The sequence below is a fragment of the Pseudomonas sp. O230 genome, assembly GCF_045447035.1.
In the GTDB taxonomy this organism is placed as follows: Bacteria; Pseudomonadota; Gammaproteobacteria; order Pseudomonadales; family Pseudomonadaceae; genus Aquipseudomonas.
The window spans coordinates 256,189-281,373 of sequence record NZ_JBJGXN010000008.1 but is presented as its reverse complement, the minus strand read 5'-3'; the positions used below and the strand labels follow the sequence as shown (position 1 = coordinate 281,373).

Genomic DNA, 25,185 nt, shown 5'->3' with positions numbered 1-25,185 from the left:
TTTAGCTACTTCGGAATGGCCGTTTTTGTGAAGAAACGGCCTTTTTTGTGGGTGATTGGAAAGTCATCGGATGGTGCGGATACAGGTGTTTCCTGATCCGAAGCCATCGCGATACGACCTGCTCGCGATGAGTCCAGATCAGACGAAGCGCTACGCCGACTTCGCCAAAATCAACCCAGTCTCACTCGCCGTTTCCAGCCGGATCGCCACGAACTTCGACGTCGGCGTATGGCTGCCATCCCCGGTGCTTTCCAGTGGCACCAGCGGATTCACTTCCGGGTAATACGCCGCCGCTTGCCCGGCAGGAATATCAAACGCCAGCAGCGTGAAACCCTTCACCCGCCGCTCCCGGCCATCGTCCCAGATCGAAACGATGTCGGCCTTCTGCCCCGGTTTGAACCCCAGGCGAATAATGTCTGCTTCGTTCACAAACAGCACATCACGCTGACCTTTCACGCCGCGATAACGGTCGTCGAGGCCGTAAATGGTGGTGTTGTACTGATCGTGGGAGCGCATCGACTGCATGATCAGATCCGGCAACACGCCTGTAGCGCGAGTGCGCTCGTGCACCAGATCCTTGGGCAGGGCGTTCGCCCGGAAATTGGCGCGCCCCGACGGCGTGTTCCAGCGACGAGCACCGGCGCTGTTGCCGAGGTAGAAACCGCCCGGATTCTTGATCTTCTCGTTGAAGTCCTTGAAACCCGGAATGGTGTCGGCAATCAGGTCACGGATGCGCCGGTAATCGGCCACCAGCCAGTTCCAGTCCACCGGTTTGCTGCCCAGGGTCGCGGCAGCGATACCGGCGATGATCGCAGGCTCGGAGCGCATCTGGTTCGACAACGCCTGCAACTGACCGTTGGAAGCGTGAACCATGCTGAACGAATCTTCCACGGTCACCGCTTGCGGGCCTTCGGTCTGGATATCAATGTCGGTGCGGCCCAGGCACGGCAGGATCAGCGCGTCTTTGCCGTGAGCCAAATGGCTGCGGTTGAGCTTGGTGCTGATTTGCACGGTCAGGTCGCAATTGCTCAAGGCCTGGAAGGTGCGCGTGCTGTCCGGAGTGGCTTGGGCGAAGTTACCGCCCAGAGCGATAAACACTTTTGCCCGACCTGCGGCCATGGCATGAATCGCTTCGACCACGTTATGACCGTTTTCGCGCGGCACCTTGAACTGGAAACGACGCTCCAGGGAATCGAGGAACGCCACCGGCGGACGCTCGTTGATGCCCATTGTGCGGTCGCCCTGCACGTTACTGTGACCACGCACCGGGCACAGACCGGCGCCCGGCCGGCCGATGTTGCCGCGCAGCAGCATCAGGTTGGCAATTTCCTGGATGGTCGCGACCGAATGGCGATGCTGCGTGATGCCCATCGCCCAGCACATAATCACGTTTTTGCCTTTGGCGTACATGCGCGCCGCCTGCTCGATTTCCACGAGCGTCAGGCCGGACTGCTCAACGATCTGCTCCCACGGCGTATCGTCGACGGTGCCCAGGTATTCCAGCACGTTGACGCTGTGTTCATTGAGGAAGTCGTGGTCGAACACGGCGGTCTCACCGGCTTTCTGCGCGTCGCGCTCCCATTGCAGCAGGAATTTCGCCATGCCGCGCATGATCGCCATGTCGCCGCCCAGCGCCGGGCGGAAATACGCGGTGTTGGTCGGTTTGTCGCCGTTGGTGAGCATTTCGATCGGGTGTTGTGGGTGCTGGAAGCGTTCCAGGCCACGTTCTTTAAGCGGGTTGATGCACACCACCTGCGCGCCACGTTTCACTGCTTCGCGCAGCGGTTCGAGCATCCGTGGGTGGTTGGTGCCGGGGTTCTGGCCCCAGACGAAAATCGCATCGGCGTGCTCGAAGTCGTCGAAGGTCACGGTGCCTTTACCGACGCCAACGCTCTGCGCCAATGCGACACCGCTGGCCTCGTGGCACATGTTCGAACAGTCGGGGAAATTATTGGTGCCATAGGCGCGCACGAACAATTGATAGAGGAACGCCGCTTCGTTGCTGGCACGTCCCGAGGTGTAGAACTCGGCTTGATCCGGGCTCGACAGACCGCGCAGGTGTTTGGCGATCAGGGTGAAGGCATCATCCCAACTGATCGGTTGGTAGCGATCGGTTTCGGCGTTGTAGACCATCGGCTCGGTCAGGCGGCCCTGATATTCAAGCCAGTAGTCGCTCTGTTCCAGCAGCGAGGTGACGCTATGTTTGGCGAAGAATGCCGGGTTGACCGCCCGTTTGGTCGCTTCCCAGTTCACCGCTTTGGCGCCGTTCTCGCAGAACGCCACCATGCCGGCTTCATTGGAATCGCCCCAAGCGCAACCGGGGCAGTCGAATCCGCCGTTCTTGTTGGTCTTGAGCATCATGCGCAGGTTTTTCAGCGCGTTGTCGCTGGTCAACCAGGCCCGGGCAACGCTGGCCAGCGCGCCCCAACCGCCGGCCGGGCCTTTATAGGGCTTGTAGCGAGGAACGGGTTTCTGGTCGGCTTGACGGTGTTGACTCACGCTTGATTCTCCAACGCTGGGCTGTAGACCCGCGGCGCATTCTTCTGGGGCAAATGGATAAGGTTTAAGTTGTGACGACGGGCCCATTGCACGGCAAGGCCGGTGGGCGACGACAGGCTGACGAGGGTCTGGATGCCGGCGCGCAACACTTTCTGGATCAATTCGAGGCTGCAACGACTGGTGACAATCGCCAGGCCGCCGGTGGTCGGGATCTTCTGCCGGATCAGCCCGCCGATCAGCTTGTCGAGGGCGTTGTGCCGGCCAATGTCTTCGCGGCCCAGCAGCAATTCGCCCTGACCGTTCATGAACACCGCCGCATGCACTGCGCCGCAATGCTGGCCAAGCGGCTGGAATGCGCCGATGCGTTGGCGCAAACCATCGAGCCATTCGGCGGGCGGCAGCGGTGTGCCGGGCAACACCTTGAGGTCCGGCAAGGCCTGCTCGACCGCTTCCACGCCGCAGAGCCCGCAACCGCTGGTGCCGGCCAGTTGCCGACGCTGCTGTTTGAGGTTCCAGAAGGCGCGGTTGGCGATGGTCACTTGCGCGTACTGCGCCGATCCCGAACCGCTCAGTTGCAGGTCATAAATGTCGCAGGGATCTTCGATGATGCCGCTGCCGAGGCTGAAACCGACGATGAAGTCTTCCAGGTCCGTCGGTGTCACCAGCATCACGGCCTGACTGATACCGTTATAGGAAATCGCCAACGCAACTTCTTCGGCCAGCGCGGTGCTGGCCGATTCGATGTATTGAAGATCGCTGTAACTGTACGTTTGGCTGGCGGCAGGCGCGGGCGTTTCGAGGGCTGGCGCCGCGCAAACGGGACGCTTGGCGTTCATGGGGCATCACCGACGGTTTAGTCAGCTTTAAGCCTATGCGCGTCAAAGTGTCGCGTCTAATCGCTATTACTGATCTGCCGATAGATGGCGTCGATCAAGAGTTTGTCATTGATTGTTGATAAATCGCGAAACAGGCTTCCGCCAACGCCGAGCGTGGAGCACTACGCCGCATGATCAGCCCCAGCCGGCCGAGGGTCTGGGCGTTTTCGATCGGTTGCAGGCGCAGATGGTCAGTCAGGTTTTCCAGGCCGCCTTCGAGCGGCATCACCGCGCAACACAACCCGCCGTGAACAGCTTGTAACAGTTGATGCACGGCGTCGGTCTGCAACAGCGGCTGCGGAGTAAGGCCGCGGCTGTGGAAATTGTGATCGATGGACTGGCGGAAATGCATGCCGCTGGTGAGCATGCCCAGCGGCAGTTCGATCAGCGCCTCCCAGCTCAGCGGCGCCTCCCCGAACGTGAAGAAGCGCTGATCGTAGAGCAGGCCCATGCGGGTTTCGCTGAAGGCCAGGGAGTCGAAACGTTCGGCATCCAGACGTTCCAGGTACGACACACCGAGGTCCAGGCGATTGTTCGCCAGTTGTTCGAGGATCTGTTCGGAACTCAGCGCCGAGAGTTCGAAGCGCAGGTTCGGGTGTTCGCCGTGCAAGCGTTGCAACAGCGGCAGCGGATCGAAACTCGACAGCGGCACCACGCCCAGACGCAACGTGCCGACCAGATTCCCGCGACAGGCCGCCGCTTCGGCCTGCAAACCGTCGTAAGCCGCCAGCACCGTGCGGGCCCACGCCAGCACCCGTTCGCCCGGCGCGGTGAAACCTTCGAAGCGTTGGCCGCGGTTGACCAAGGGCAACTCAAGTTCTTCTTCAAGGCTGCGCAAGCGCATGGACAGGGTCGGCTGGGTGATATGACAACGCGCCGCGGCCTGGCCGAAATGCCGGGTTTCGTCGAGGGCGATGAGGAATTTCAGCTGCTTGATGTCCATCTTCGCTCCAGGGTGCGGGGAGGTCGGGATTCTAGCGCCTGGGGGGCGGCGGCGTCATTGGTCGGGTGGGGACCGAGTGTTGCAACCTTGGTCTAGGCTTTTGCGTCTGGAACCAAAAACCAAGGAGAGTGCACCATGAGTATTTTTAGCTTTGTGAAAGAAGCAGGCGAAAAGCTTATCGACTTGCTGACGCCGGGCAACGCCAATGCCAGCGAGCAGTTGAAGGAGCACATCAGCAAAGTCGGCCTGGGTAATCCGAATGTGCAGGCGACGGTGGATGGCGACAAAGTCACGGTGACCGGTGAGGTGGCGAGCCAGGAAGAGAAGGAAAAAATCCTGCTGGCCGTGGGCAATATCGCCGGTGTCGGCAGCGTGGATGATCAGATTACGGTGACCGGGCCAGTGGTGGTGGCCGCGAAGTTTGTCACGGTGGTGAAGGGCGACACCCTCAGCGCGATTTCCTTGCGCGTGTATGGCGATGCCAACAAGTATCAAAAAATCTTCGAGGCCAACAAGCCGATGCTCAAGGACGTGAACAAGATTTATCCGGGGCAGTCGTTGCGGATTCCTGAGTAAGTCTCCAAACCGTGTGATGGCTATCGCGGACAAGCCCGCTCCCACAGGTGTTGTGGCGTATGCACTTTTAGTGAACGACACAACACCTGTGGGAGCGTGGCTTGCCCGCGATGCAGACGACGCGGTCTAAAGCCCGGCAATCAGCTCCCGATAATCAACCAGTGCCGCAAACTCCGCTGTGTCTTTCGGCCCTTTACGGCTGTCCGGCTCCCGCACCGCCAACAAATGCGCAACACCGAAATCCCGCGCACTGCGCAGGATCGGCAATGTGTCGTCGATAAACAGGCTGCGCGCCGGATCGAAGCCGATGTCCGCCTGCAGTGCCTGCCAAAACTGCGGATTCTCTTTGGGAAAGCCGTAATCGTGGGAGCTGATCAACCGCTCGAAGTACGGCGCCAGTTCAATCCGTTCCAGTTTCAGCGACAGCGAATCACGGTGCGCATTGGTGATCATCACCACACGTTTGCCGGCCTGCCTGATCGCCTCCAGAAACGTATCCGCATCCGGGCGCAATGCAATCAGGTGCGCGGTTTCCAGTTTCAACTCGCGTACCGGCAGCTTCAGTTCGGCACTCCAGAAATCCAGGCAATACCACTGCAACTGGCCGGCGTTACGTTCAAACAGCGGCTGCAATTCCATCTCGGCCATGGCCCGGCTCACCCCGTGCAATTCGGCGTAACGCCGGGGCAGGTGTTCCAGCCAGAAATGGTTGTCGAAGTGCAGGTCCAGCAGCGTGCCGTCCATGTCGAGCAGAACGGTGTCGATGTCGCGCCACGGCAGCAGTGACATAAAAAACTTCTCCAGCGGTAAAAAAGATATCCGAGGTCAACAATCAGGATAGGCCGGGTATAGTAACGCGTTCACGCCAAGGAGCTTTTCATGCGCCAGAAACCCACCATCCTCGCCCGCGAGATCGTCGCCACCAGCCGCTTGTTCTGCGTCGAAGAGCTGAAATTACGCTTTTCCAATGGCGTGGAGCGCACTTATGAGCGACTGGTCGGCAAAGGCGCCGGGTATGGCGCGGTGATGATCGTGGCGATGCTTGACGCGGACCACGCGGTGCTGGTCGAGGAGTATTGCGGCGGCACCGATGAATACGAGCTGTCATTGCCCAAAGGCTTGATCGAGCCGGGTGAAGATGTGCTGGCGGCGGCCGAGCGTGAGCTCAAGGAAGAAGCCGGGTACGGCGCGCGACAGCTGGAGCACCTGACCGAGTTGTCCTTGTCGCCGGGTTACATGAGCCAGAAGATTCAGGTGGTGCTGGCCACTGATCTTTACGAAGAACGACTTGAGGGCGACGAGCCTGAGCCGATGGGGGTGGACAAGATCAACCTGCGAGAGCTGTCGGCCCTGGCCCAGAACCCGAAATTCACCGAGGGCCGTGCCTTGGCGGCACTGTACCTGGCTCGTGATCTGCTGACCCAGCGCGGGGTATTCCTGCCATGAATAATTTCCCGCATGCATTGATGGCCCCGGTGGTTGAGCTGGCATTGAAGGCTGGCGACGCGATCCTGCCGTTCTGGCGCACCGGCACAACCGTGACCGCCAAGGCCGACGATTCGCCGGTCACCGCCGCCGATCTGGCTGCCCATCATCTGATTCTGGCCGGGCTGACGGCGCTGGATCCGAGCATCCCGGTGTTGTCCGAAGAAGACGCCAACATCCCGCAGAGCGTTCGCGCCGGGTGGCAGCGCTGGTGGCTGGTCGATCCGCTGGACGGCACCAAGGAGTTCATCTCGGGCAGCGAAGAGTTCACCGTCAACATCGCGTTGATCGAACAGGGGCGGGTGGTGTTTGGCGTGGTGTCGATGCCGACCAACGGACGTTTCTACGTCGGTGGTGCCGGGCTGGGCGCGTGGCGTGGTGATACAGGCGCGCAACCGTCGCCCATTCATGTCCGCGAGGTGCCACCACCAGGTGAGGCGTTCACCGTGGTCGCCAGTCGCCGGCATTCGAGTCCCGAGCAGGAACGCTTGCTGGCCGGGTTGAGCGACAGCCTGGGTGAACTGGAACTGGCGAATATCGGCAGTTCGCTGAAGTTTTGTCTGCTGGCGGAAGGCGCGGCGGATTGTTATCCGCGTCTGGCGCCGACTTCGCAGTGGGATACGGCGGCGGCGCAGGGTGTGCTGGAAGGGGCGGGTGGTGCAGTGCTGGATTTGAGCGGTGCGCCGTTTTGTTATCCGGCGCGGGAGTCTTTGCGGAACGAGTTTTTCCTGGCACTGCCGGCGAAGGCTGCCTGGCGCGAAAAGCTGCTGGCGCTCGCAACCTCGTAGGAGCCGGCTGACCGGCGATTCAGGCGATGCGGTGAAACAGAGACACCGCGTTGACTGGATCGCCAGCAAGCCGGCGCCTGCAAAGTCGAGGTCGTTCCACGCAGAGTGTGGGAGCGTAGAGGTTTACCGGTGCAGGACGTACTGCCCGGTAAACGTCACCGCATCTTCTGCACTTCCTGCATTCACAATCCGTGAATGCAGCGTCAGCCGCGCCCGCCCATAGCGCTGATACATCGCCAAAAACTTCTTCCACATCGCTGCACTCGGCGCTTGGCAAATTGCGGTTGCGTCCATGGTCACCGGCAGCGGATAGCTGATCTGCCCTTCTTGAATCACGATGTGCCCGTCTTCAATCCCTTCCTCACGCAAACGCAAATGCAGCCAGCCCCAACCCGCCAGCACCGCGCCGCAATACAGGCTGCCGCCGAACATGGTGCTTTTGTGATTGACGTTGGCTTCCAGCGGCAAATACAGGCGCAATTGCTGGTCGTGCCAGTCGAGCACTTTGACGCCCATGGCCTGCGTCAGGGGAATGTCGCGATGGAGGATTGATTCCAGGTGACGACTGTCGCGGTTCATGACGGGGCCTTTTGTTTGAAGAGGACGGTTCGACGGTCGATCAATCGAGTTCGTCGGTCGGATGGTGATCGGCGAAATTCAGCCCGTGCTTGCGCAGTTTGTCGTGCAAGGTCTTGCGCGGAATGCCGAGGGCTTCGGCGAGGCTGCGCACCGAGTTGTGAGCGCGCGCCAGTTCGGCAGTAATCAACGACTTTTCGAAGTTTTCCACTTGCTCGCTCAGGCCGCCGCTGACCGCTTCAACCGTTGTGCCCGCCGCGCCATCCGGCGCGCTGTTGTCCAGCGCCAGTTCCAGGCCCAGGGCAAAACGTTCGGCAGCGTTCTGCAATTCCCGCACGTTGCCCGGCCAGGTGTGACGCAACAACAGCGCCCGCTGCCCCGGTTGCAATTCATGGGGCGGCAAGCCATGGCGAGCGCTGGCTTCATCGGCGAAATGCTGGAACAGCATCAGCGCATCTTCACCGCGTTCGCGCAGCGGCGGAATGCGCAGCGGGGCGACGTTGAGGCGGTAATACAAGTCGGCGCGGAAGCGCCCCTGATCGGCGGATTGGCGCAGGTCTTCCTTGGTCGCGGCGATGATGCGGATGTCCAGCGGGATCAACTGATTGCCGCCCAGGCGCTCGACCACTCGCTCTTGCAGCAAACGCAGCAATTTCACCTGCACGTCCAGGCTCATGCTTTCGATTTCATCGAGGAAGACCGTGCCGCCGCTGGCGAATTCGAACTTGCCGATACGGCGCTTCTGCGCACCGGTAAACGCGCCCGGCTCATGACCGAACAACTCGCTTTCCACCACGGATTCGGCCAGGGCCCCGGCGTTGATGGCCACGAACGGGCCGTTACGCCGACTCGACAAATCGTGCAGCGCCCGCGCCACAACTTCTTTGCCGGCGCCGGTTTCGCCGAGGATCAGCACATCGGCTTTGGTCGCCGCCAGCGCGCCGATCTGTTCGCGCAGACGCATCATCGGCGCCGATTGCCCGACCAGTCGGGTGCTCAGTTCATTGCGGTCGCTCAGCGCCAGACGCAAGCTGCGGTTATCCAACACCAGTCGGCGCAGGGCCAGCGCGCGACGGACGCTGTCGAGCAGGGCGTCGCTGGCGAACGGTTTTTCCAGAAAGTCATAAGCCCCGGCGCGCATCGCCTGGACCGCCAGCGGCACGTCGCCGTGACCGGTGATCAGCAGCACCGGCAGCTCCGGGTCCTGGGCGTGCAGTTCGGTCAGCAGTTCGAGACCGTCCATGCCGGGCATGCGGATATCGCTGACCACCACGCCCGGCCAGTCACGCTCCAGTTGCCCGGCCAGGCCCCTGGCTTCGGCGAGCGGGAGGATTTTCAGGCCGGCCAGATCGAGTGTCTGGCTCAGGGCTTGGCGCAGATGCGGATCGTCGTCGATCAGCACGACCTGGATGCGGTTGTCGATGGTCATGCACTTCGGTCCTCGGACGGTTGCAGGCTCACGCCCGGTGCGCCTGCGCGCAGTTTCAGGGTAATCAGGGCGCCGCCTTCCTTGTGGTTGGCGAACGACAGTTCACCGCCGAAGGCGCGCATCAGGGTTTCGCAAATCGCCAGCCCCAAACCGAGCCCCTGCGTGCGGGTCTTGGTGGTGTAGAAGGGCTCGCTGGCGCGACCAAGGGCTTCCATGCAAAAGCCGGGACCGTTGTCGCGAATGTACAGAATGACGCCGTCGGCGGTGGATTGGGCACTCAACCAGAGTTTACGCGGCGGGCCTTTTTCCGTCAGCGCGTCCAGTGCGTTGGCCAACAGATTGCCGAGCACCTGGCGCAGACGGGTTTCCCCGGCCTCGACCCACAGCGTGGCGGCGGGCAAATCGCGGATCAGCTCGACTTCCATGCTGCGCCGCCGTTTGGCCAACAGTGCCAGCGCGTCATCGAGTGCCGGTTGTAGCGCGACGCTTTCCGGGGCGTGGCGATCACGCCGGGCAAACGCGCGCAGGTGCGCAATGATCGAGGCCATGCGCCCGGTCAGTTCGCTGATCAGTTTGAGGTTGCCACGCGCATCGTCGGTGCGTTGATGATCGAGCAGCACTTCGGCGTTTTCCGCGTAGCTGCGGATGGCGGCGAGCGGTTGATTCAGTTCATGGCTGATGCTTGCCGACATGGTCCCCAGCGCCGACAACTTGCCGGCCTGCACCAGGTCATCCTGGGCGCGTACCAGTTCCTGTTGGGCGTGTTCGCGCTCCAGCACTTCCTGTTTCAATCGGCGGTTCAGGCCTTCGAGGTCGCTGGTTCGTTCCGCGACCCGGCCTTCGAGTTCGCGCCGGGCCTTGGCTTCGAAGGCGATGCGTTCGAGGTAGTGACGGCGGCGTTGCATCATCAGGCCGAGCAGCAGCATCAACACCAGCAGCGTCGCGCCGCCGATGGCGACCACCGTGCGCACCGGGCGATCGATCAAGGTGCGCGGCGCAAGGATGCTGACGCTCCAGCCGGTTTCGTCGATCTGCCGGGTCTGGGTCAGCCAGGCGTCAGGATTAAGATTCAACGGCTTCGGGTCGCGGGTCGGATAGGGTTGAATCGCGGTGATAGCCGCGCGCTCGCTTTCGCCCAGAGGCCGGGTCGCACGGAATCGCCACTCCGGCCGCGAGGTGAGGATGACCACGCCGTTGTGGTCAGTGACCAGCAGTTGTTCCGGGGTTTTGCCCCAAAGGCTTTCGGTGTGGTCCAGGTCGACCTTGACCACCAGCACGCCGAGGACTTTCTCGCCGTCGCGCACCGCCGCCGCAAAGAAGTAACCGCGTTTGGCCGACGTGGTGCCCAGCCCGAAAAACCGCCCGAGACGCCCGGCCATGGCTTCGCTGAAATACGGGCGGAAGGAAAAATTTCGGCCGACGAAGCTGTCGTGTTTGTCCCAGTTGGACGCCGCTAGGGTCTTGCCGGTGGTGTCCATCAGGTACATGACTTCGGCGCCGGTTTGCGCGCTGATGTTTTTCAGCAGCCGGTTGGCATTGCCTTGGCTCACACCGTCGTCGGGGGCTCCGAGCGTGGCGCGCAGCGCAGGCAGGTCGCCGAGGATCTGCGGCAACACTTCATAACGGTGCAGCGTGCCCAGCAGGTTGGCGACGTACAGGTCGAGGGTCTGCCGGTTCTGCCCGGCCAATTCGCTGCGGTAGTAACGCTCGGCCAGATGCTCCAGCGGCCACAGCAACGGCGCCAGGCACAGCGCCAACAGGGCGAGGCTGCGCCAGCGGGGTCTGCGGGGGAGGGTCGGAGTCATGAGCATCAGGCGCCTGAGGGTACAGGCGCATTATGCCTAGGCTTGCCCGGCAAGACACTCGCGCAGCGCGGTTTGCCAGTCTGGCTGGCTGACGCCCCACTCGCGCAGCAGGCGACTGCAATCGAGGCGCGAGTTCAACGGTCGGGCGGCAGGCGTCGGGTAATCGCTGGAGGGGATGGGCAGCAGGTGCGCGCAAGGCTTGCCCTGTTCCCGCAGTGCTTCGCCAATGGCCTGGGCAAAACCGAACCATGAGGTTTCACCCTGGGCGGTCAGGTGATAAGTGCCCCAGGCGCCGCTCTCACCGGCCTGCCAGCGCTCGATCAGGGCGAGGGTGCTGTTGGCAATTGTACCGGCCCAGGTGGGCGCGCCGATCTGGTCGGCGACGATGCGCAACTCCGGTTTTTCTTGCAGCAGACGTTGCATGGTCAGCAGGAAGTTGTGACCGTGGGTCGAGTAGACCCAGCTGGTGCGCAGGATCAGATGCTTGCCCTGTACCGCCGTGATCGCCTGTTCACCGGCCAGTTTGCTCTGGCCGTAAACACCCAGAGGGTGCGGTGCATCGTCTTCGTTGTAAGGCGCGCTTTTGCTGCCGTCGAACACGTAATCGGTGGAGTAGTGAATCAGCGGGATGCCCAGCGCCAGTGCTTCTTCGGCCAAAATTCCCGGGCCCGTCGCGTTGATGGCGAACGCCAGCGCAGGTTCGCTTTCTGCCCGATCGACCGCCGTGTGGGCGGCGGCGTTGATGATCAGGTCGGGATGAACGCGCCGGACCTGTTGGCGAATTTGTTCCGGTTGAGCCAGATCGAGCTGGTCGCGCCCCAGCACCACGAGTTCCTCAGCCGCACTCAAGCAACGCTGCAGTTCGCGGGCGACCTGGCCGTGCTGGCCAATGATGAGAATTCGCGAAGAGATTTTCATGAAAGCAGTTCAGATTCCTGCCAGCTTTTACCGTGTTTGTCCTTTTCTGACAGTTGAGGCGCTTCTTCCAGTTCCCAGTCGATGGCCAGTGTCGGATCGTCCCAGCGAATGCAGCGATCTGACGCCGGGTCGTAATAGTCAGTGGTTTTATAGAGAAACTCGGCGTACTCGCTGAGTACCAGGAAGCCGTGGGCGAAGCCTTCCGGTATCCACAACTGGCGATTGTTCTGTGCGGACAAGCGCACACTGGCCCAGCGTCCGAAGTTCGGCGAACTGCGGCGGACATCAAGGGCCACATCGAGCACTTCCCCAGCCGTCACCCGAACCAGCTTGCCCTGGGTGTGTTCCACCTGATAGTGCATACCACGCAACACGCCTTTTCGCGAACGCGAGTGGTTGTCTTGTACGAACGCTTTCTTGAGGCCCGTGGCGTTTTCAAACTCACGGACATTGAAGCTTTCATAGAAAAACCCACGTTCGTCCCCAAACACCTTGGGCTCGATAATCAGCACCTCTGGCAACTGGGTGGGGGTGACTTTCATTATGCTTCTCCGGCAATCGTGTAGAGATACTGGCCATAACCTGTCTTGCCGAAATACTTCGCTCGCTCAAGCAAATGCTCGCGATCGATCCAGCCATTCATGTAGGCAATTTCTTCGAGACAAGCCACTTTTAGTCCCTGGCGGTGCTCGATGGTTTGCACGTACTGCGAAGCTTCGAGCAGGCTGTCGTGAGTGCCGGTGTCGAGCCAGGCGAAACCGCGGGTAAAGCGCTCGACCTGAAGATCGCCGCGTTGCAGATAGGCGTTGTTTACATCGGTGATTTCCAGCTCGCCGCGCGGTGACGGTTTGACGGCCTTGGCAATGCGGATGACGTCGTTATCGTAGAAATACAGCCCGGTGACCGCATAGCTGGACTTTGGATTGAGCGGTTTTTCTTCGATCGAGATGGCGCGGCCTTCTGTGTCGAAGTCGATCACGCCAAAGCGTTCCGGATCCTTGACCCAGTAGCCGAAAACAGTTGCGCCGCTGGTTAGCTGCGCCGCTCTTTGCAATTGGGCACCGAAATGCTGGCCATGGAAGATGTTGTCACCGAGGATCAGGCACACCGAGTCGTCGCCAATGAATTCCTCACCAATCAGAAAAGCCTGGGCCAGGCCATCCGGCGAAGGTTGTTCGGCGTAGCTGAAATGGACACCGAACTGACTGCCGTCACCCAGCAGGTTTCGGTACTGCGGCAGGTCCTGCGGGGTGGAAATCACCAGAATTTCCTTGATGCCAGCCAGCATCAAAACCGAGATCGGGTAGTAGATCATCGGCTTGTCGTAGATCGGCAACAGCTGTTTGGAAACGCCTAGCGTGATCGGGTGCAAGCGCGTGCCCGACCCCCCAGCCAACACAATTCCTTTAATCATGCGAGTAACTCCTTGATATCGGTGGAGCCTAGTCGTTGACCCTGATAACTGCCATCTTGAACGCGGCGGCACCATTCCAGATTTTCCAGATACCACTGAACGGTTTTGCGCAGGCCGGTTTCGAAGGTCTCTTCCGGCACCCAACCCAGGTCGCGCTCGATTTTGCTGGCATCGATCGCGTAACGCAGATCGTGCCCCGGGCGGTCCTGGACGAAGGTGATCAAGTCGGCATACCGGTCGACACCGGCTGGTTTGACCGGGGCGAGCTCTTCGAGCAGGGCACAAATGCCACGCACCACGTCGATGTTCGTCTGTTCGTTGTGTCCGCCAATGTTGTACGTCTCGCCGACGACACCCTCGGTGACGACTTTGAGCAACGCTCGTGCGTGATCTTCGACGAACAGCCAGTCGCGGATCTGCAGGCCGTTGCCGTAGACCGGCAGCGGTTTGCCGGCCAGAGCGTTGAGAATTACCAGCGGGATCAGTTTTTCGGGGAAGTGGAACGGCCCGTAATTGTTCGAGCAGTTGGTCAGCAGCACCGGCAGGCCGTAGGTGCGTTGCCAGGCGCGCACCAGATGGTCGGAGGCCGCCTTGCTGGCGGAGTATGGCGAACTGGGCGCGTAAGGCGTCGTTTCGGTGAACAGATCATCGACACCGTGCAGGTCGCCGTAGACTTCGTCGGTGGAGATATGGTGGAAGCGGAAGGCGCTTTTTTCCGGCTCGGCCAGTGTGTACCAGTAGGCGCGGGTCGCCTCAAGCAGGCTGTAGGTGCCGACGATATTGGTTTGAATGAAATCCGACGGACCGTCAATGGAGCGGTCGACGTGGGACTCAGCTGCCAGGTGCATGATGGCGTGTGGCTGGAAACGCGCCAGTACCGCGCTCACGGCCGCCTGATCGACGATATCGGCCTGCACGAACTCGTAGCGAGTATCGGTAGCAATGCTGATCAGCGATTCGAGATTGCCCGCATAGGTCAGTTTGTCCAGGTTGAGCACTTCATGCTCGGTGTGCCGAATCAGCTGGCGAACCAGGGCAGAGCCAATAAAACCGGCGCCGCCGGTGATGAGAATACGCATGTGGGCCAGCCTTTTTTCCGTCAGACGATATAGCGAATGATCATAGCTTGTCGGCAGCAGAGTGGAGGTGCAAGAGGGCAGTGACGGCTATTTAAGGTTTGCCGCGTCAACAGGGGGGTTGATTATCGACCGATGCAGTGGCGATATAAGCGCCTAATAACATTTCAGGGGTTGTTGTATGCCGCTCGCCACGTTGATTCATCGCGCCAGTTTGCCCAGTCCGCAAGTGTCTGCGGAGCAAGCGCTAGAGCTGCTCGAGGGGCATTACGGGCTGAGCGGAAAACTGCAGGCGCTCGGCAGCCAGCAGGATCTCAACTTCCGCGTCGACAGCGAACAGGGGCGTTTCGTCCTGAAAATCTGCCGTGGCGACTATTCGGCCCTGGAACTGCACGCCCAGCACGCGGGGCTCAAGCATTTGGCTGAACACGCCTCGGTACACGTGCCGCGAGTGATCCCTGCCCGGAACGGCGCAGACCTGCTTTCACTGGAGGTCGACGGGCAAGCGGTGCATGTGCGCCTGCTCGATTACATCGAAGGTCAGTCGCTCACGCACCTCGATCATCTGCCCGGTTCCGTGGTGGCCGGTTTCGGACGGCTCTGCGGCAAAATGGACCTGGCGCTTGCCGCTTTCGATCATGCGGGCCTTGAGCGTACCCTTCAGTGGGACGCCCGCCACGCCAACGCGTTGATCGCGCATTTGCTGCCGGTGATTGCAGATGACCGGCAACGCGCGTCGATCGCCGAAGTGGCCGAACAGGCCGAGCGGCATTTGCAGCCGCTGGTGGACAAGTTGCCGGTGCAGGCCATCCACATGGACATCACCGACGACAACGTAGTCTGGCAGCGCGATGCGCAACGCCAGTGGCAATTGCAGGGCGTGATCGATTTCGGCGATCTGGTCCGCACCTGGCGCATTACCGATCTGTCGGTGACCTGCGCAGCGCTGCTGCACCATGCCGGTGGCGATCCGTTCTACATTTTGCCGGCGGTTCAGGCTTATCACGCGGTCAATCCGCTGCAACACGAAGAGCTGCTGGCGCTGTGGCCATTGATCGTTGCGCGGGCGGCGGTGCTGGTGCTCAGCGGCGAGCAGCAGGTCAGCATCGATCCGGGTAATGCCTACAGTCGCGACAACCTGACACACGAGTGGGAAATTTTCCGGGTGGCCACGTCGGTGCCGTTGGCGTTGATGGAAGCGGCGATCCTCACGTCGGTCGGCCACAGCCTGGCGGACATCGGCAGCGACGGCTTCGCGCCGCTGCTGCCGAGCCTGGTCGGGCGTGAATTCGCCTTGATCGATCTGGGCGTACTGAGCGCACATTTCGAGGCCGGTAATTGGGAGCAGGAGGGGATCGATCAACGTCTGTTGAGCGAAGCGGCTGCGGCCCACGGTTTGGCGGCGAGCCGTTATGGCCAGTACCGTTTATCCCGCACCCGCCCGGACAGTGCGGCCGAGCCAGACACTTGCCCGTTGCACGTCGAGTTGCGAGTGCCGCATGGCACTGCGGTCGAATCGCCGTTCGCCGGGGTTGTTCATCAACCGGCGCCGGGCGTGCTGCAACTGGACGGCCCGCAGTTGAGCGTGCGGTTATGGGACGTGACGCCGTCGTTGCACACCGGCGCCGCGCTGGTCAAAGGCCAGGTGTTGGGTTCGGTCAGTGGGCCGTTGCGGGTGCAGTTGTGCCGAGGCGCGTCGCTCGATGCGCCGTTGTTTTGCACGCCTTCGCGTGCGCCGGCCTGGCAAGCGTTGTGCCCGTCACCGGCGGCGTTGCTGGGGCTGGCGTGCGATGCGCAAGCCGAGCTTGATTCGCAGACCTTGCTGGCGCGCCGCGACGCCAGTTTCGCCCGGACGCAGAAGCACTATTACGTCGACCCGCCGCGCATCGAGCGTGGCTGGCGCAATCACCTGATCGACATGCAGGGCCGCTCCTACCTCGACATGCTCAACAACGTCGCGGTGCTTGGCCACGGTCACCCGCGCATGGCCGCCGTCGCCAGCCGTCAATGGTCGCTGCTCAACACCAATTCGCGGTTCAACTACGCGGCGGTTGCCGAGTTTTCCGAGCGCTTGCTGAAACTGTCGCCGGAGGGCATGGACCGGGTGTTCCTGGTCAACAGCGGCAGCGAGGCCAACGACCTGGCGATCCGTCTGGCGTGGGCCTACAGCGGCGGCCGCGACATCATCAGCGTGCTGGAGGCCTATCACGGCTGGACCGTGGGCGCGGACGCGGTCTCGACTTCGATTGCCGACAACCCCAAGGCCTTGAGTAGCCGTCCCGACTGGGTGCACCCGGTGACTGCGCCGAACACCTATCGCGGCGAATTCCGTGGCGCGGACAGTGCGCCAGACTACGTGCGCAGCGTCGAACACACCCTGGCGAAAATCGCTGAGCAACAACGCCCGCTGGCCGGTTTCATTTGCGAGCCGGTGTACGGCAATGCCGGGGGCATCTCGCTGCCGCCGGGGTATTTGAAACAGGTGTACGGCCTGGTTCGTGCGCAGGGCGGCGTGTGCATCGCCGACGAAGTGCAGGTCGGTTACGGGCGCATGGGTCATTTCTTCTGGGGCTTCGAAGAGCAGGGTGTGGTGCCGGACATCATCACCATGGCCAAAGGCATGGGTAACGGCCAACCGCTGGGCGCGGTGATCACCCGTCGGGAAATCGCCGAAGCGCTGGAGGCCGAGGGCTATTTCTTCTCGTCGGCAGGTGGCAGCCCGGTCAGTTGCCAGATCGGCATGGCGGTTCTGGATGTGATGGAAGAGGAAAAACTCTGGGAAAACGCCCAGGTCGTGGGCGGGTATTTCAAGGAACGTCTTGAGGCGCTGATCGACAGTCATCCGCTGGTGGGCGCGGTGCACGGCTCCGGGTTTTATCTGGGCGTCGAATTGGTCCGCAACCGCGAAACCCTGGAGCCAGCGACCGAGGAAACCACCGCGTTGTGTGATCGCCTGCGGGAGCTGGGAGTTTTCATGCAACCGACCGGTGATTTCCTGAACGTGCTCAAAATCAAACCGCCGATGGTCACCTCGCGGCAGAGTGTGGATTTCTTTGTCGACATGCTGGCGAAGGTGCTGGACGAAGGTTTGTAAGGTTTGAAATCGCTTTCGCGGGCAAGCCCGCTCCCACAGGTTTGGCGTCGTGCTCATTATCAGCATCCGACATAAAACCTGTGGGAGCGGGCTTGCCCGCGAAGGCGTCATCAAAAACACTCACGAAATATCGATTGTTATCGGGTTTAAGTGCTGTTGTTTTCGACGTAAGGAAGATTAATCGCTTTTAAAGCCGATTTTTATCGGCTATAAAGTCGGCATTGCATCGGCGTGCCTCATCACGCCCGGCGCTTCTCTTTCTGTCATCGGTCGATGCCAAACTCGACCCACAGCACTTGCCCGGAGATGATTCATGAGCCGTATCGTTACCGTCGCCGCCACTCAGATGGCCTGTTCCTGGGACCTTGAAGCCAACCTCGAAACCGCTGAAAGGCTGGTCCGCGAGGCGGCGGCCCAAGGCGCGCAGATCATCCTGATCCAGGAACTGTTCGAGGCGCCGTACTTCTGCCAGAAGCCGAACGCGGATTACCTGCAGCTGGCCACGACGGTTGAAGACAACGTCGCCATCAAGCATTTCCAGAAAGTCGCCAAGGAACTGCAAGTGGTGCTGCCGATCAGCTTCTACGAATTGGCCGGCCGCGCGCGTTTCAATAGCATCGCGATCATCGATGCCGACGGCTCCAATCTCGGGATTTATCGTAAAAGCCACATCCCGGACGGCCCTGGCTACCACGAAAAGTACTACTTCAATCCGGGCGACACCGGCTTCAAAGTCTGGAACACCCGTTACGCGAAAATCGGCGTGGGCATCTGCTGGGATCAGTGGTTCCCGGAATGCGCGCGCAGCATGGCGTTGCTGGGTGCGGAAATTTTGTTCTACCCGACCGCCATCGGCAGCGAACCGCACGACAAGACCATCTCGTCCCGCGATCACTGGCAGCGTGTGCAGCAGGGACATGCCGGCGCCAACCTGATGCCGCTGATCGCCAGCAATCGCATCGGCAATGAGGAGCAGGACGGGTACGACATCACCTTCTACGGCTCGTCGTTTATCGCCAACCAGTTCGGCGAGAAGGTTCAGGAACTCGATAAAACCGAAGAAGGCGTGCTGGTTCACAGCTTCGACCTCGACGAGCTTGAGCACATCCGCAGCGCATGGGGCTCGTTCCGTGATCGTCGCCCTAACCTATACAATGCGCTGAAAACCCTCGACGGTTCCCTGGAGTCCTGACCGCATGACCACTTTAAACAGCACCCCGCGCGCCGACGGCTTTTACATGCCCGCCGAGTGGGCGGCGCAAACCCAGACCTGGATGATCTGGCCCGAGCGGCCGGACAACTGGCGCCTGGGCGGCAAACCGGCACAAGCCGCACACGTGGCGGTGGCCAAGGCCATCGCGCGTTTCGAACCGGTGACCGTGGCGGTGTCCGCCGGCCAATACGAAAATGCGCGGGCGCGTCTCGACGTGCCGAATATTCGTGTGGTCGAGATGTCCAGTGATGACGCCTGGGTCCGCGACACCGGCCCGACATTCGTCATCAATAACAGCGGTGAAGTCCGCGGCGTGAACTGGGACTTCAACGCCTGGGGCGGTTTTGACGGTGGGTTGTATTCGCCGTGGAACCGCGATTCGCAGGTCGGTGGCAAGATCCTCGAGATCGAACGCAGTCAGCGTTATCGCACCGAGGGTTTTGTGCTCGAAGGGGGTTCGATTCACGTGGATGGCGAAGGCACGCTGATCACCACTGAAGAATGCCTGCTCAACCGCAATCGCAACCCGCACCTGAACCGAGCGGACATTGAAGCGGTACTCAGCGCGAACCTGGCCGTGGATAAAATCATCTGGCTACCGGACGGTTTGTTCAACGACGAAACCGACGGCCATGTGGATAACTTTTGCTGCTACGTGCGTCCGGGTGAAGTATTGCTGGCCTGGACCGATGATCCGCAAGACCCGAACTACCCGCGCTGCCAGGCGGCGATGAAAGTGCTCGAAAGCAGCACCGACGCCAAAGGTCGCCCATTCACGGTGCACAAGATGCCGATTCCGGGGCCGCTGTATGCGACCGAAGAAGAGTGCGCCGGTGTCGACCCGGTGGACGGTACCCAGGAGCGTAATCCGACCGTTCGTCTGGCCGGTTCCTACGTGAACTTTCTCATCGTCAACGGCGGCATCATCGCGCCAAGCTTCGACGATCCGCTGGACGGTCCGGCCAAAGAGATTCTGCAGAGCCTGTTCCCGCAACATGAAGTGGTGATGGTGCCGGGCCGCGAACTGTTACTGGGCGGCGGTAACATTCACTGCCTTACCCAACAGCAGCCTGCGCCACACAAAGAGTGAGTGCAGTTGTAACATCTTGAGTTGATTGAAAAATCGCTCCCGCAGAGGTTTTTCCCGGACGCCTCGCAGAAAAGCCCGCAGCCCATCAGGACTGCGGGCTTTTTTGTATCCGCTTGTCGACCATCCCGACAGATTGGCACAGCTCTTGTATCTCTCCTGGTGTAAACAGGGAGGGGGAGAACTTCGATGTTCTGTCATAAACCTTGGATAAGTTAGCCGCTCACAAACCAGGAGAGAGCGCGGAAATGAACGCCGAAGTTAATGTGGTGAGAGAGCGGGCATTGCATCCCCTGGCAGTAAAAAACAGCGAATCGCTCCAGATTCTGGCGCAATGGTTGAAATCCAATGGAACGCGTCAGATCAGGGAACCTGATCCGCGCCGGATGATCATCGAGCGCTACCCCGCTGGTTTATTCAGCGAAGCGGAACTGGATGCGTTGTGGGATGTGATGGAAGGATAAGAAGAAAAACAACGGATTGATAAAAGCGCTGCCGGGAAGGCGGCGCTTTTTTATGGGCGATGGTTTTGCAGGAAAGTACGCAGGACCCTTGTAGGAGCTGGCTTGCCAGCGATGAGGCCATTACATTCAACATTGATGCTGGATGATAAACCGCCATCGCTGGTAAGCCAGCTCCTACACAGGTTCTGCGTGTTGTCGGAGTCTGAGGCGTTTAGAAGCTGTAAGTCCCGGTCACCACCAGGCTGCGCGGTTCACCCGGTTGAATCTGCGCCGCGCTGGTGGCCGACGAGTAATAGGTTTTATCGCTGATGTTGTTCAGCGCCGCGCGCAAATCCCAATCCTTTTGACGGAACCCGGCCAACGCATCCCAACGGCCATAACCCGGCAGCACGGTGGTGTTGAGGTTGTCGGCGTAACGCTGGCCCACCAGGGTCAAACCGGTTTCGGCGTACCAGCCCATTTCCGGTTTCCAGGTCAGGAACAGGCTGCCGTTGTGCTTGGCCACGTTGCTGATGCGCTTGCCTTCAAAGCCGTTGTTGTCCTTCTCGACCGTCGCGTCCTGCACGCCCACACCACCGCGCACGTACCAGTTGCCGACAATCTTGCCGGTGCCGGTCAGCTCGATCCCGCGTGAACGTTGCTGACCGGAAAGCAAGATGATGGTCGGGTTGAGCGGGTCGCTGGTGCGACGGTTGTAGAGCTCCAGTTCGTAGATCGCCAGCGTGGTGCTCAGGCGATCGTCGAGCCAGTCGCTTTTCACGCCGATTTCCTTCTGCTTGGTCAGCTCGGGGCTCAGGTCGTTGGTGTTGCCGGCAGCGCCCGGCGTGATGCCGATCAAGCCACCACCCGCCGGGGAAAACGTCTTGGTCCACGAGGCATAGAAGGAATGATTCTGCAGTGGCGTCCAGACCAGTCCTACACGTGGACTGGTGCTGTGGCTGTCGCGGTCCTTGGAAATGCCCCGCAGGTTGTTGGTCGATTCGATGTCGAAGGTGTCGTAGCGCAGACCGCCCAACAGTTGCCATTCATCGCTCAGGCGCAGTTGATCCTGCACGTACACTGCGCGGCTCTCGACTTCGGTGTGGTTGTCGCTGGACACCTGCATGCGCCCGGTGTGACGCAAGTTGCGATTGGGGTTGTCCAGGTTCAGCGCCGGTACAGGCCGATTGCCGGGACCGGTCGTGGCGGCGGTGTACAGGATCGGGTCGCGGCGCTGGCTGCCGATTTCGATGCCGGTCAGCAGTCGATGCTCAAGGCCGAAGGTATCGAAACCACCCTCCAGCTCCACGTTGTTAAACACGTTGCGGGTGTTCAGGTCCTGCTGCCAGTGCTGGCGCGTGACCGAGTTGGTCGCCGGGGTGTAGCCGATCAGGTAGGTGTTGTCGAAATCGCTGTTGAGCTTGAATACGCCCAAGGTCTGGCGCAGTTGCCAGTTCTCGTTGATGTCGTAGCTGAGTTTCGAGCGTAGGGATTGCGACTTGTCATCGATGAAATCGTGATCGCTGCCGTAGGTCGTATCCCGTCCGACATCCGCCGGGCGTCCGTTGACACCGGGCACTCCGCGATCCGGCGTACGGTTGTAGCGGCTGTATTCGTACTGCACCAACCAGTTCAGGTCGGGTGTCAGTTGCCAGCTCATCGACGGCGCGAACAACTGGCGATTGCCGCTGACGCCATCGCGGAAACTGTTCTGATCCATGTTGCCCATGTTCAGACGCAGGCTGATGTTTTCGCTGGGGTCGGTGCTCAGGTCCGCGTAAAGGCTGCGCAAATCGTTGCTGCCACCCTGGGCTTCGATGGTCGAGCGGCGGCCGAATTCCGGCAACTTGCTGACCCGATTGACGATCCCGCCCTGACTGCCACGACCGTACAACACTGCCGCGGGCCCCTTGAGGACTTCGATGCGCTCGATGTTGTGCAGGTCGCGCACGTATTGGCTGTCGTCCCGAATCCCGTCGAGATAAAAGTCGTTGCTGGCGTCAAAACCGCGAATGCGCAAGCTGTCGAAGCGCGTGTCGGCGCCGCTGCTCACGTTGGGGATGCCGCTCAGCGCTGTGCCCAGATCGTTGGTCCCGTAATCGACGACGTTCGAGGTTTTTATCGAGTCGATGGCTTGTGGCACGTAGCGTACCGGCGTGGCGGTGCGGGTCGCTGTGCTGGTTTCTTTCACGCGCGGATCGTCGGCCTCTGCTTCGGCGCTGATCGAAGTGGCCGGCAGGGTTGTAGGCGCGGCGTAGGAAAAACCGGCAGATAGCAAGGCAGAGAGCCCAAGACTGAAGGGCGTAAGGCGAAAAGGGGCAGGCATTTAAGGACGCGTCCGTAGGATTTTTGGGTTGTAACGTACAGGGCGCGAATGATAATGCTTATGATTTGCTCTCGTGAATTATTCCTGAAAAGTTCCGTTGTTTGATTGTTTCAATTTGTGTCGGAGTTGTTACAGAAAGGATTCGCAACATTCGACCGATTTACGAAACAGACTGAAAGCCATTCCGACGTTTTTCCGAAACCGGCCCAGGGCTAACCTGCCGGCATCGAATTTTCCTACCTTTTCGCCGGAGCCTTCCCATGATCCTTCACTACATTTACGACCCGTTGTGCGGCTGGTGCTATGGCGCAAAACCATTGGTGCAGGCCGCTCAGGCCGTTTTACCGTTGATGGCCCATGGCGGCGGCATGATGACCGGCGCCAATCGCCAGACGGTCTCGTCACACTTGCGTAACTACGTGATGCCCCACGACCGGCGCATCGCCGAGTACACCGGTCAGCCGTTCGGCGAAGCGTATTTCGAAGGGTTGTTGCGCGATGAGACGGCGGTGTTCGACTCCGCTCCGTCGATTGCCGCCGTACTCGCGGCGCAGCAGATCGCTGGCCGTGGCCTGGAATTGTTGGGCCGTTTGCAGAGCGCGCATTACGTGGAAGGGCGGCGCATCGCCGATGAAGCCGTGTTGTTCGAACTCGCCAACGACATCGGCCTGGAGCCCGAAGCCTTCCAGTCAGCGTTCAAGAACGCAGAAATCGATCGCCACATCAAAGCCAGTCGCGCCTTGTTGGCCAATGTCGGTGGTCATGGTTTTCCGACCTTCGTCCTGGAGCAGGATGGCCAATTCACGTTGGTCGACATCAGCCCATGGCTCGGCAAGCCACAAGCTTTCGCGGCATGGTTGAGTCAGATGCTTCCCGCGCCCGAGGCTACAGCCGAGTTTCAAGCCTGTGGTCTGCATGGCTGCAATTAGAAGTTCTTAGACGATTTTCGCCTATTGCCAGACGATTCATGAAATTGACACATGGTTCAGGGCGCGGATAGGATTCGCCCCAACGCCTGTGGCTAACCGCCATGACTCAAAATAATAAGAAGGCCCGCCCCGCGATTTATCGTGGGCGGGCCTTTTTGTTTCGGGGTGAAAAAAAGAGTGCGACAGCGCCGTTTCAGCCGTTCGACACAGCGCGTATCAACCCGTAATAAGGAAAACAAAATGTTGAACAAGCGAATCAGCCTGATCGCTCTGGGGATGTTGAGCGCGACACAGGCCATGGCAAACGACCAGGCCGAATCCAAGGGTTTTGTTGAAGACAGCAGCCTCAAAGTGCTGCTGCGCAACGCCTACATCAATCGTGACTACAAAGACGGTCGACCGGACAAAGCCGAGTGGGGCCAAGCGGCCATCGGCACGTTCTCGTCCGGTTTCACCCAAGGCACCGTCGGTGTGGGTGTGGACGCTTTTGGTCTGTACGCACTGCGTCTGGATGGCGGCAAGGGTCGCACCGGCGCGCAAGGCATCGACTTCTTCAAAAAGGGCGACAGCGGCAACGCGGCTGATGACCTGTCGAAGGGCGGCGCAGCGGTCAAATTCCGTCTCTCCAGCACTACGCTGACTTACGGCGACCAGATGCCGGCCCTGCCGGTATTGAGCTACGACAACTCGCGCCTGCTGCCGGAAAGCTACACCGGTACCTTGATCACCTCCAAGGAGATCAAAGGCCTGGAACTGAACGCCGGTCGTTTCACCGCCGAATCGCGCAAAAGCGCGGAAGGCCGTGACAGTGGTGGCCTGAAGTCGATCAACGTCTTGGGCGGTAGCTACCAGTTCACCGAACAGTTCAAGGCGGCGGTGTACGCGTCCGACGTTGAAGACGTGTTGAAGAAGCAATACGTGAACGCCAACTACGTGTTCCCGATCGACAAGGATCAGTCCCTGACCCTCGACTTCAACGGCTACCGCACCAAGCTGGACAACTCCTACGTCCGCGAAAGCGGTGCCACCGGCGACGACAACAAAATCTGGAGCCTGGCAGCGACCTTCGCCACCGGCCCACACTCGTTCACCGTCGCGCACCAGCGCAGCACCGGCGACAGCAACCTGGGCTACGCCTACGGCGGCTACCAGAAAGATCAAGGTCGCGTTGGCGATGGCGGCAACACCATCTACCTGGCGAACTCCTACTGGTCCGACTTCAACGCCGAAGACGAACGCAGCTGGCAGCTGGGCTACGGTCTGGATTTCAGCACTTTCGGCGTTCCAGGCCTGAGCTACAACGTGGCTTACGTGCGCGGCGACAACATCACCACTTCCACCAGCGAAGGCGGTACCGAGCGCGAAATCTTCAACCAGTTCAAGTACGTCGTGCAAAGTGGCCCGGCCAAAGACCTGAGCGTGAAACTGCGCAGCTCGATCCTGCGTGTTTCGCAGAAATCCAGCGAATACAACGTCAGCGGCAACGAAGTGCGTGTGTTCGTGGATTACCCGATCAACATTTTCTGATGATCGGTTGCCGTATCGAGGCCTGATTCAAGGCTGATAAAGAAGAAGCCCCGACTGGTTCGGGGCTTTTTTGTGGGCGGCGCGAGGCTCTAGGTGGCGGCAAGAGCGTCACTGCTCAATCGTTGCGTACGGAAAATGATCAAAACGAGCATCACAAATGATTGGTTTGCGCATTTTATACG

General features: G+C 60.4%; 21 protein-coding genes. 9 read left to right on the top strand and 12 right to left on the bottom strand.

Annotated features, from left to right (window positions below; genetic code table 11):
* Nucleotides 1-150: 150 nt before the first annotated feature.
* The 3 genes from ACI77H_RS19215 to ACI77H_RS19205 form a co-directional block, all read right to left on the bottom strand.
* A complete protein-coding gene (locus ACI77H_RS19215; protein ID WP_407013295.1) occupies nucleotides 151-2,499 on the bottom strand; it encodes an FdhF/YdeP family oxidoreductase in 2,349 nt (782 codons plus the stop codon).
* Nucleotides 2,496-3,335 carry a formate dehydrogenase accessory sulfurtransferase FdhD gene (gene fdhD / locus ACI77H_RS19210; RefSeq protein ID WP_407013294.1) on the bottom strand — a complete coding sequence of 280 codons (840 nt, stop codon included), beginning with the start codon at nucleotides 3,333-3,335 and terminating at the stop codon, nucleotides 2,496-2,498. The genes ACI77H_RS19215 and fdhD overlap by 4 nt, the downstream gene beginning before the upstream one ends.
* A gap of 94 nt (nucleotides 3,336-3,429) precedes the next feature.
* Nucleotides 3,430-4,317, bottom strand: coding sequence for a LysR family transcriptional regulator (locus tag ACI77H_RS19205; RefSeq protein WP_407013293.1), 888 nt, complete (start codon nucleotides 4,315-4,317; stop codon nucleotides 3,430-3,432).
* A 135-nt stretch (nucleotides 4,318-4,452) separates the two neighbouring features.
* Between ACI77H_RS19205 and lysM the strand changes: the two genes are divergently transcribed.
* Nucleotides 4,453-4,893, top strand: coding sequence for a peptidoglycan-binding protein LysM (gene lysM / locus ACI77H_RS19200; RefSeq protein WP_407013292.1), 441 nt, complete (start codon nucleotides 4,453-4,455; stop codon nucleotides 4,891-4,893).
* Nucleotides 4,894-5,019: 126 nt separating this feature from the next.
* Here the strand turns inward: lysM and yrfG are convergent, their stop codons facing one another.
* A complete protein-coding gene (yrfG, locus tag ACI77H_RS19195) occupies nucleotides 5,020-5,682 on the bottom strand; it encodes a GMP/IMP nucleotidase (protein WP_407013291.1) in 663 nt (220 codons plus the stop codon).
* A 90-nt stretch (nucleotides 5,683-5,772) separates the two neighbouring features.
* Here yrfG and nudE point away from each other — a divergent pair, with 90 nt between their 5' ends.
* On the top strand, nucleotides 5,773-6,339 hold the full coding sequence (gene nudE / locus ACI77H_RS19190) for an ADP compounds hydrolase NudE (protein WP_407013290.1): 567 nt from the start codon (nucleotides 5,773-5,775) through the stop codon (nucleotides 6,337-6,339).
* On the top strand, nucleotides 6,336-7,166 hold the full coding sequence (cysQ, locus tag ACI77H_RS19185) for a 3'(2'),5'-bisphosphate nucleotidase CysQ (RefSeq protein WP_407013289.1): 831 nt from the start codon (nucleotides 6,336-6,338) through the stop codon (nucleotides 7,164-7,166). Before nudE ends, cysQ begins: the two co-directional genes overlap by 4 nt.
* 123 nt (nucleotides 7,167-7,289) lie before the next feature.
* Here the strand turns inward: cysQ and ACI77H_RS19180 are convergent, their stop codons facing one another.
* From ACI77H_RS19180 to rfbB, 7 genes are read right to left on the bottom strand one after another with little or no spacing between them, the layout of a single operon-like run.
* Nucleotides 7,290-7,745: a thioesterase domain-containing protein gene (locus ACI77H_RS19180; protein ID WP_407013288.1), complete on the bottom strand. Its 456-nt coding sequence runs from the start codon at nucleotides 7,743-7,745 to the stop codon at nucleotides 7,290-7,292.
* A 40-nt stretch (nucleotides 7,746-7,785) separates the two neighbouring features.
* Nucleotides 7,786-9,171, bottom strand: a complete 1,386-nt coding sequence (locus ACI77H_RS19175; RefSeq protein ID WP_407013287.1) for a sigma-54-dependent transcriptional regulator — start codon at nucleotides 9,169-9,171, stop codon at nucleotides 7,786-7,788.
* Nucleotides 9,168-10,976 (bottom strand): ATP-binding protein, encoded by a 1,809-nt coding sequence (locus ACI77H_RS19170; RefSeq protein WP_407013285.1) that lies wholly within the window; start codon nucleotides 10,974-10,976, stop codon nucleotides 9,168-9,170. Before ACI77H_RS19170 ends, ACI77H_RS19175 begins: the two co-directional genes overlap by 4 nt.
* A 36-nt stretch (nucleotides 10,977-11,012) precedes the next feature.
* Nucleotides 11,013-11,894, bottom strand: coding sequence for a dTDP-4-dehydrorhamnose reductase (rfbD, locus tag ACI77H_RS19165; RefSeq protein WP_407013284.1), 882 nt, complete (start codon nucleotides 11,892-11,894; stop codon nucleotides 11,013-11,015).
* Complete coding sequence (rfbC, locus tag ACI77H_RS19160; protein WP_407013283.1) at nucleotides 11,891-12,436, bottom strand: dTDP-4-dehydrorhamnose 3,5-epimerase; 546 nt, start codon at nucleotides 12,434-12,436, stop codon at nucleotides 11,891-11,893. The genes rfbD and rfbC overlap by 4 nt, the downstream gene beginning before the upstream one ends.
* Nucleotides 12,436-13,308 carry a glucose-1-phosphate thymidylyltransferase RfbA gene (gene rfbA, locus ACI77H_RS19155; RefSeq protein ID WP_407013282.1) on the bottom strand — a complete coding sequence of 291 codons (873 nt, stop codon included), beginning with the start codon at nucleotides 13,306-13,308 and terminating at the stop codon, nucleotides 12,436-12,438. The genes rfbC and rfbA overlap by 1 nt, the downstream gene beginning before the upstream one ends.
* Entirely contained in the window at nucleotides 13,305-14,387 is a 1,083-nt protein-coding gene (gene rfbB, locus ACI77H_RS19150) for a dTDP-glucose 4,6-dehydratase (RefSeq protein ID WP_407013280.1), read from the bottom strand. The genes rfbA and rfbB overlap by 4 nt, the downstream gene beginning before the upstream one ends.
* Nucleotides 14,388-14,565: 178 nt before the next feature.
* On the opposite strand from rfbB, the gene ACI77H_RS19145 reads away from it, so the two are divergent.
* The 4 genes from ACI77H_RS19145 (at nucleotide 14,566) to ACI77H_RS19130 (ending at nucleotide 20,242) form a co-directional block, all read left to right on the top strand.
* Entirely contained in the window at nucleotides 14,566-17,478 is a 2,913-nt protein-coding gene (locus tag ACI77H_RS19145) for an aminotransferase (RefSeq protein ID WP_407013279.1), read from the top strand.
* Nucleotides 17,479-17,791: 313 nt separating this feature from the next.
* Nucleotides 17,792-18,670 carry an N-carbamoylputrescine amidase gene (gene aguB / locus ACI77H_RS19140; protein ID WP_407013278.1) on the top strand — a complete coding sequence of 293 codons (879 nt, stop codon included), beginning with the start codon at nucleotides 17,792-17,794 and terminating at the stop codon, nucleotides 18,668-18,670.
* Between the two features lie 4 nt (nucleotides 18,671-18,674).
* The gene (gene aguA / locus ACI77H_RS19135) at nucleotides 18,675-19,781 is read left to right on the top strand and encodes an agmatine deiminase (RefSeq protein WP_407013277.1); all 1,107 of its coding nucleotides are present in this window, start codon (nucleotides 18,675-18,677) and stop codon (nucleotides 19,779-19,781) included.
* Between the two features lie 245 nt (nucleotides 19,782-20,026).
* Nucleotides 20,027-20,242, top strand: coding sequence for a hypothetical protein (locus tag ACI77H_RS19130; protein ID WP_407013276.1), 216 nt, complete (start codon nucleotides 20,027-20,029; stop codon nucleotides 20,240-20,242).
* 211 nt (nucleotides 20,243-20,453) lie between these two features.
* Here ACI77H_RS19130 and ACI77H_RS19125 read toward each other — a convergent pair whose 3' ends face one another.
* On the bottom strand, nucleotides 20,454-22,547 hold the full coding sequence (locus ACI77H_RS19125; RefSeq protein WP_407013275.1) for a TonB-dependent receptor: 2,094 nt from the start codon (nucleotides 22,545-22,547) through the stop codon (nucleotides 20,454-20,456).
* Between the two features lie 260 nt (nucleotides 22,548-22,807).
* Between ACI77H_RS19125 and ACI77H_RS19120 the strand changes: the two genes are divergently transcribed.
* A complete protein-coding gene (locus tag ACI77H_RS19120; protein WP_407013274.1) occupies nucleotides 22,808-23,476 on the top strand; it encodes a DsbA family protein in 669 nt (222 codons plus the stop codon).
* A gap of 240 nt (nucleotides 23,477-23,716) precedes the next feature.
* The gene (locus ACI77H_RS19115) at nucleotides 23,717-25,003 is read left to right on the top strand and encodes an OprD family porin (RefSeq protein WP_407013273.1); all 1,287 of its coding nucleotides are present in this window, start codon (nucleotides 23,717-23,719) and stop codon (nucleotides 25,001-25,003) included.
* Nucleotides 25,004-25,185 lie beyond the last annotated feature (182 nt).

What these genes read in the sequence shown, in the direction of transcription:
- lysM (WP_407013292.1), top strand. Translation starts at nt 4,453, where the DNA reads ATGAGTATTTTTAGCTTTGTGAAAGAAGCAGGCGAAAAGCTTATCGAC.
- yrfG (WP_407013291.1), bottom strand. Translation starts at nt 5,682, where the DNA reads ATGTCACTGCTGCCGTGGCGCGACATCGACACCGTTCTGCTCGACATG.
- ACI77H_RS19180 (WP_407013288.1), bottom strand. Translation starts at nt 7,745, where the DNA reads ATGAACCGCGACAGTCGTCACCTGGAATCAATCCTCCATCGCGACATT.
- ACI77H_RS19115 (WP_407013273.1), top strand. Translation starts at nt 23,717, where the DNA reads ATGTTGAACAAGCGAATCAGCCTGATCGCTCTGGGGATGTTGAGCGCG.
- ACI77H_RS19125 (WP_407013275.1), bottom strand. Translation starts at nt 22,547, where the DNA reads ATGCCTGCCCCTTTTCGCCTTACGCCCTTCAGTCTTGGGCTCTCTGCC.
- rfbA (WP_407013282.1), bottom strand. Translation starts at nt 13,308, where the DNA reads ATGATTAAAGGAATTGTGTTGGCTGGGGGGTCGGGCACGCGCTTGCAC.
- rfbD (WP_407013284.1), bottom strand. Translation starts at nt 11,894, where the DNA reads ATGAAAATCTCTTCGCGAATTCTCATCATTGGCCAGCACGGCCAGGTC.
- rfbC (WP_407013283.1), bottom strand. Translation starts at nt 12,436, where the DNA reads ATGAAAGTCACCCCCACCCAGTTGCCAGAGGTGCTGATTATCGAGCCC.
- aguB (WP_407013278.1), top strand. Translation starts at nt 17,792, where the DNA reads ATGAGCCGTATCGTTACCGTCGCCGCCACTCAGATGGCCTGTTCCTGG.
- rfbB (WP_407013280.1), bottom strand. Translation starts at nt 14,387, where the DNA reads ATGCGTATTCTCATCACCGGCGGCGCCGGTTTTATTGGCTCTGCCCTG.
- fdhD (WP_407013294.1), bottom strand. Translation starts at nt 3,335, where the DNA reads ATGAACGCCAAGCGTCCCGTTTGCGCGGCGCCAGCCCTCGAAACGCCC.
- nudE (WP_407013290.1), top strand. Translation starts at nt 5,773, where the DNA reads ATGCGCCAGAAACCCACCATCCTCGCCCGCGAGATCGTCGCCACCAGC.
- cysQ (WP_407013289.1), top strand. Translation starts at nt 6,336, where the DNA reads ATGAATAATTTCCCGCATGCATTGATGGCCCCGGTGGTTGAGCTGGCA.
- ACI77H_RS19145 (WP_407013279.1), top strand. Translation starts at nt 14,566, where the DNA reads ATGCCGCTCGCCACGTTGATTCATCGCGCCAGTTTGCCCAGTCCGCAA.
- ACI77H_RS19120 (WP_407013274.1), top strand. Translation starts at nt 22,808, where the DNA reads ATGATCCTTCACTACATTTACGACCCGTTGTGCGGCTGGTGCTATGGC.
- ACI77H_RS19175 (WP_407013287.1), bottom strand. Translation starts at nt 9,171, where the DNA reads ATGACCATCGACAACCGCATCCAGGTCGTGCTGATCGACGACGATCCG.
- ACI77H_RS19170 (WP_407013285.1), bottom strand. Translation starts at nt 10,976, where the DNA reads ATGACTCCGACCCTCCCCCGCAGACCCCGCTGGCGCAGCCTCGCCCTG.
- ACI77H_RS19205 (WP_407013293.1), bottom strand. Translation starts at nt 4,317, where the DNA reads ATGGACATCAAGCAGCTGAAATTCCTCATCGCCCTCGACGAAACCCGG.
- aguA (WP_407013277.1), top strand. Translation starts at nt 18,675, where the DNA reads ATGACCACTTTAAACAGCACCCCGCGCGCCGACGGCTTTTACATGCCC.
- ACI77H_RS19130 (WP_407013276.1), top strand. Translation starts at nt 20,027, where the DNA reads ATGAACGCCGAAGTTAATGTGGTGAGAGAGCGGGCATTGCATCCCCTG.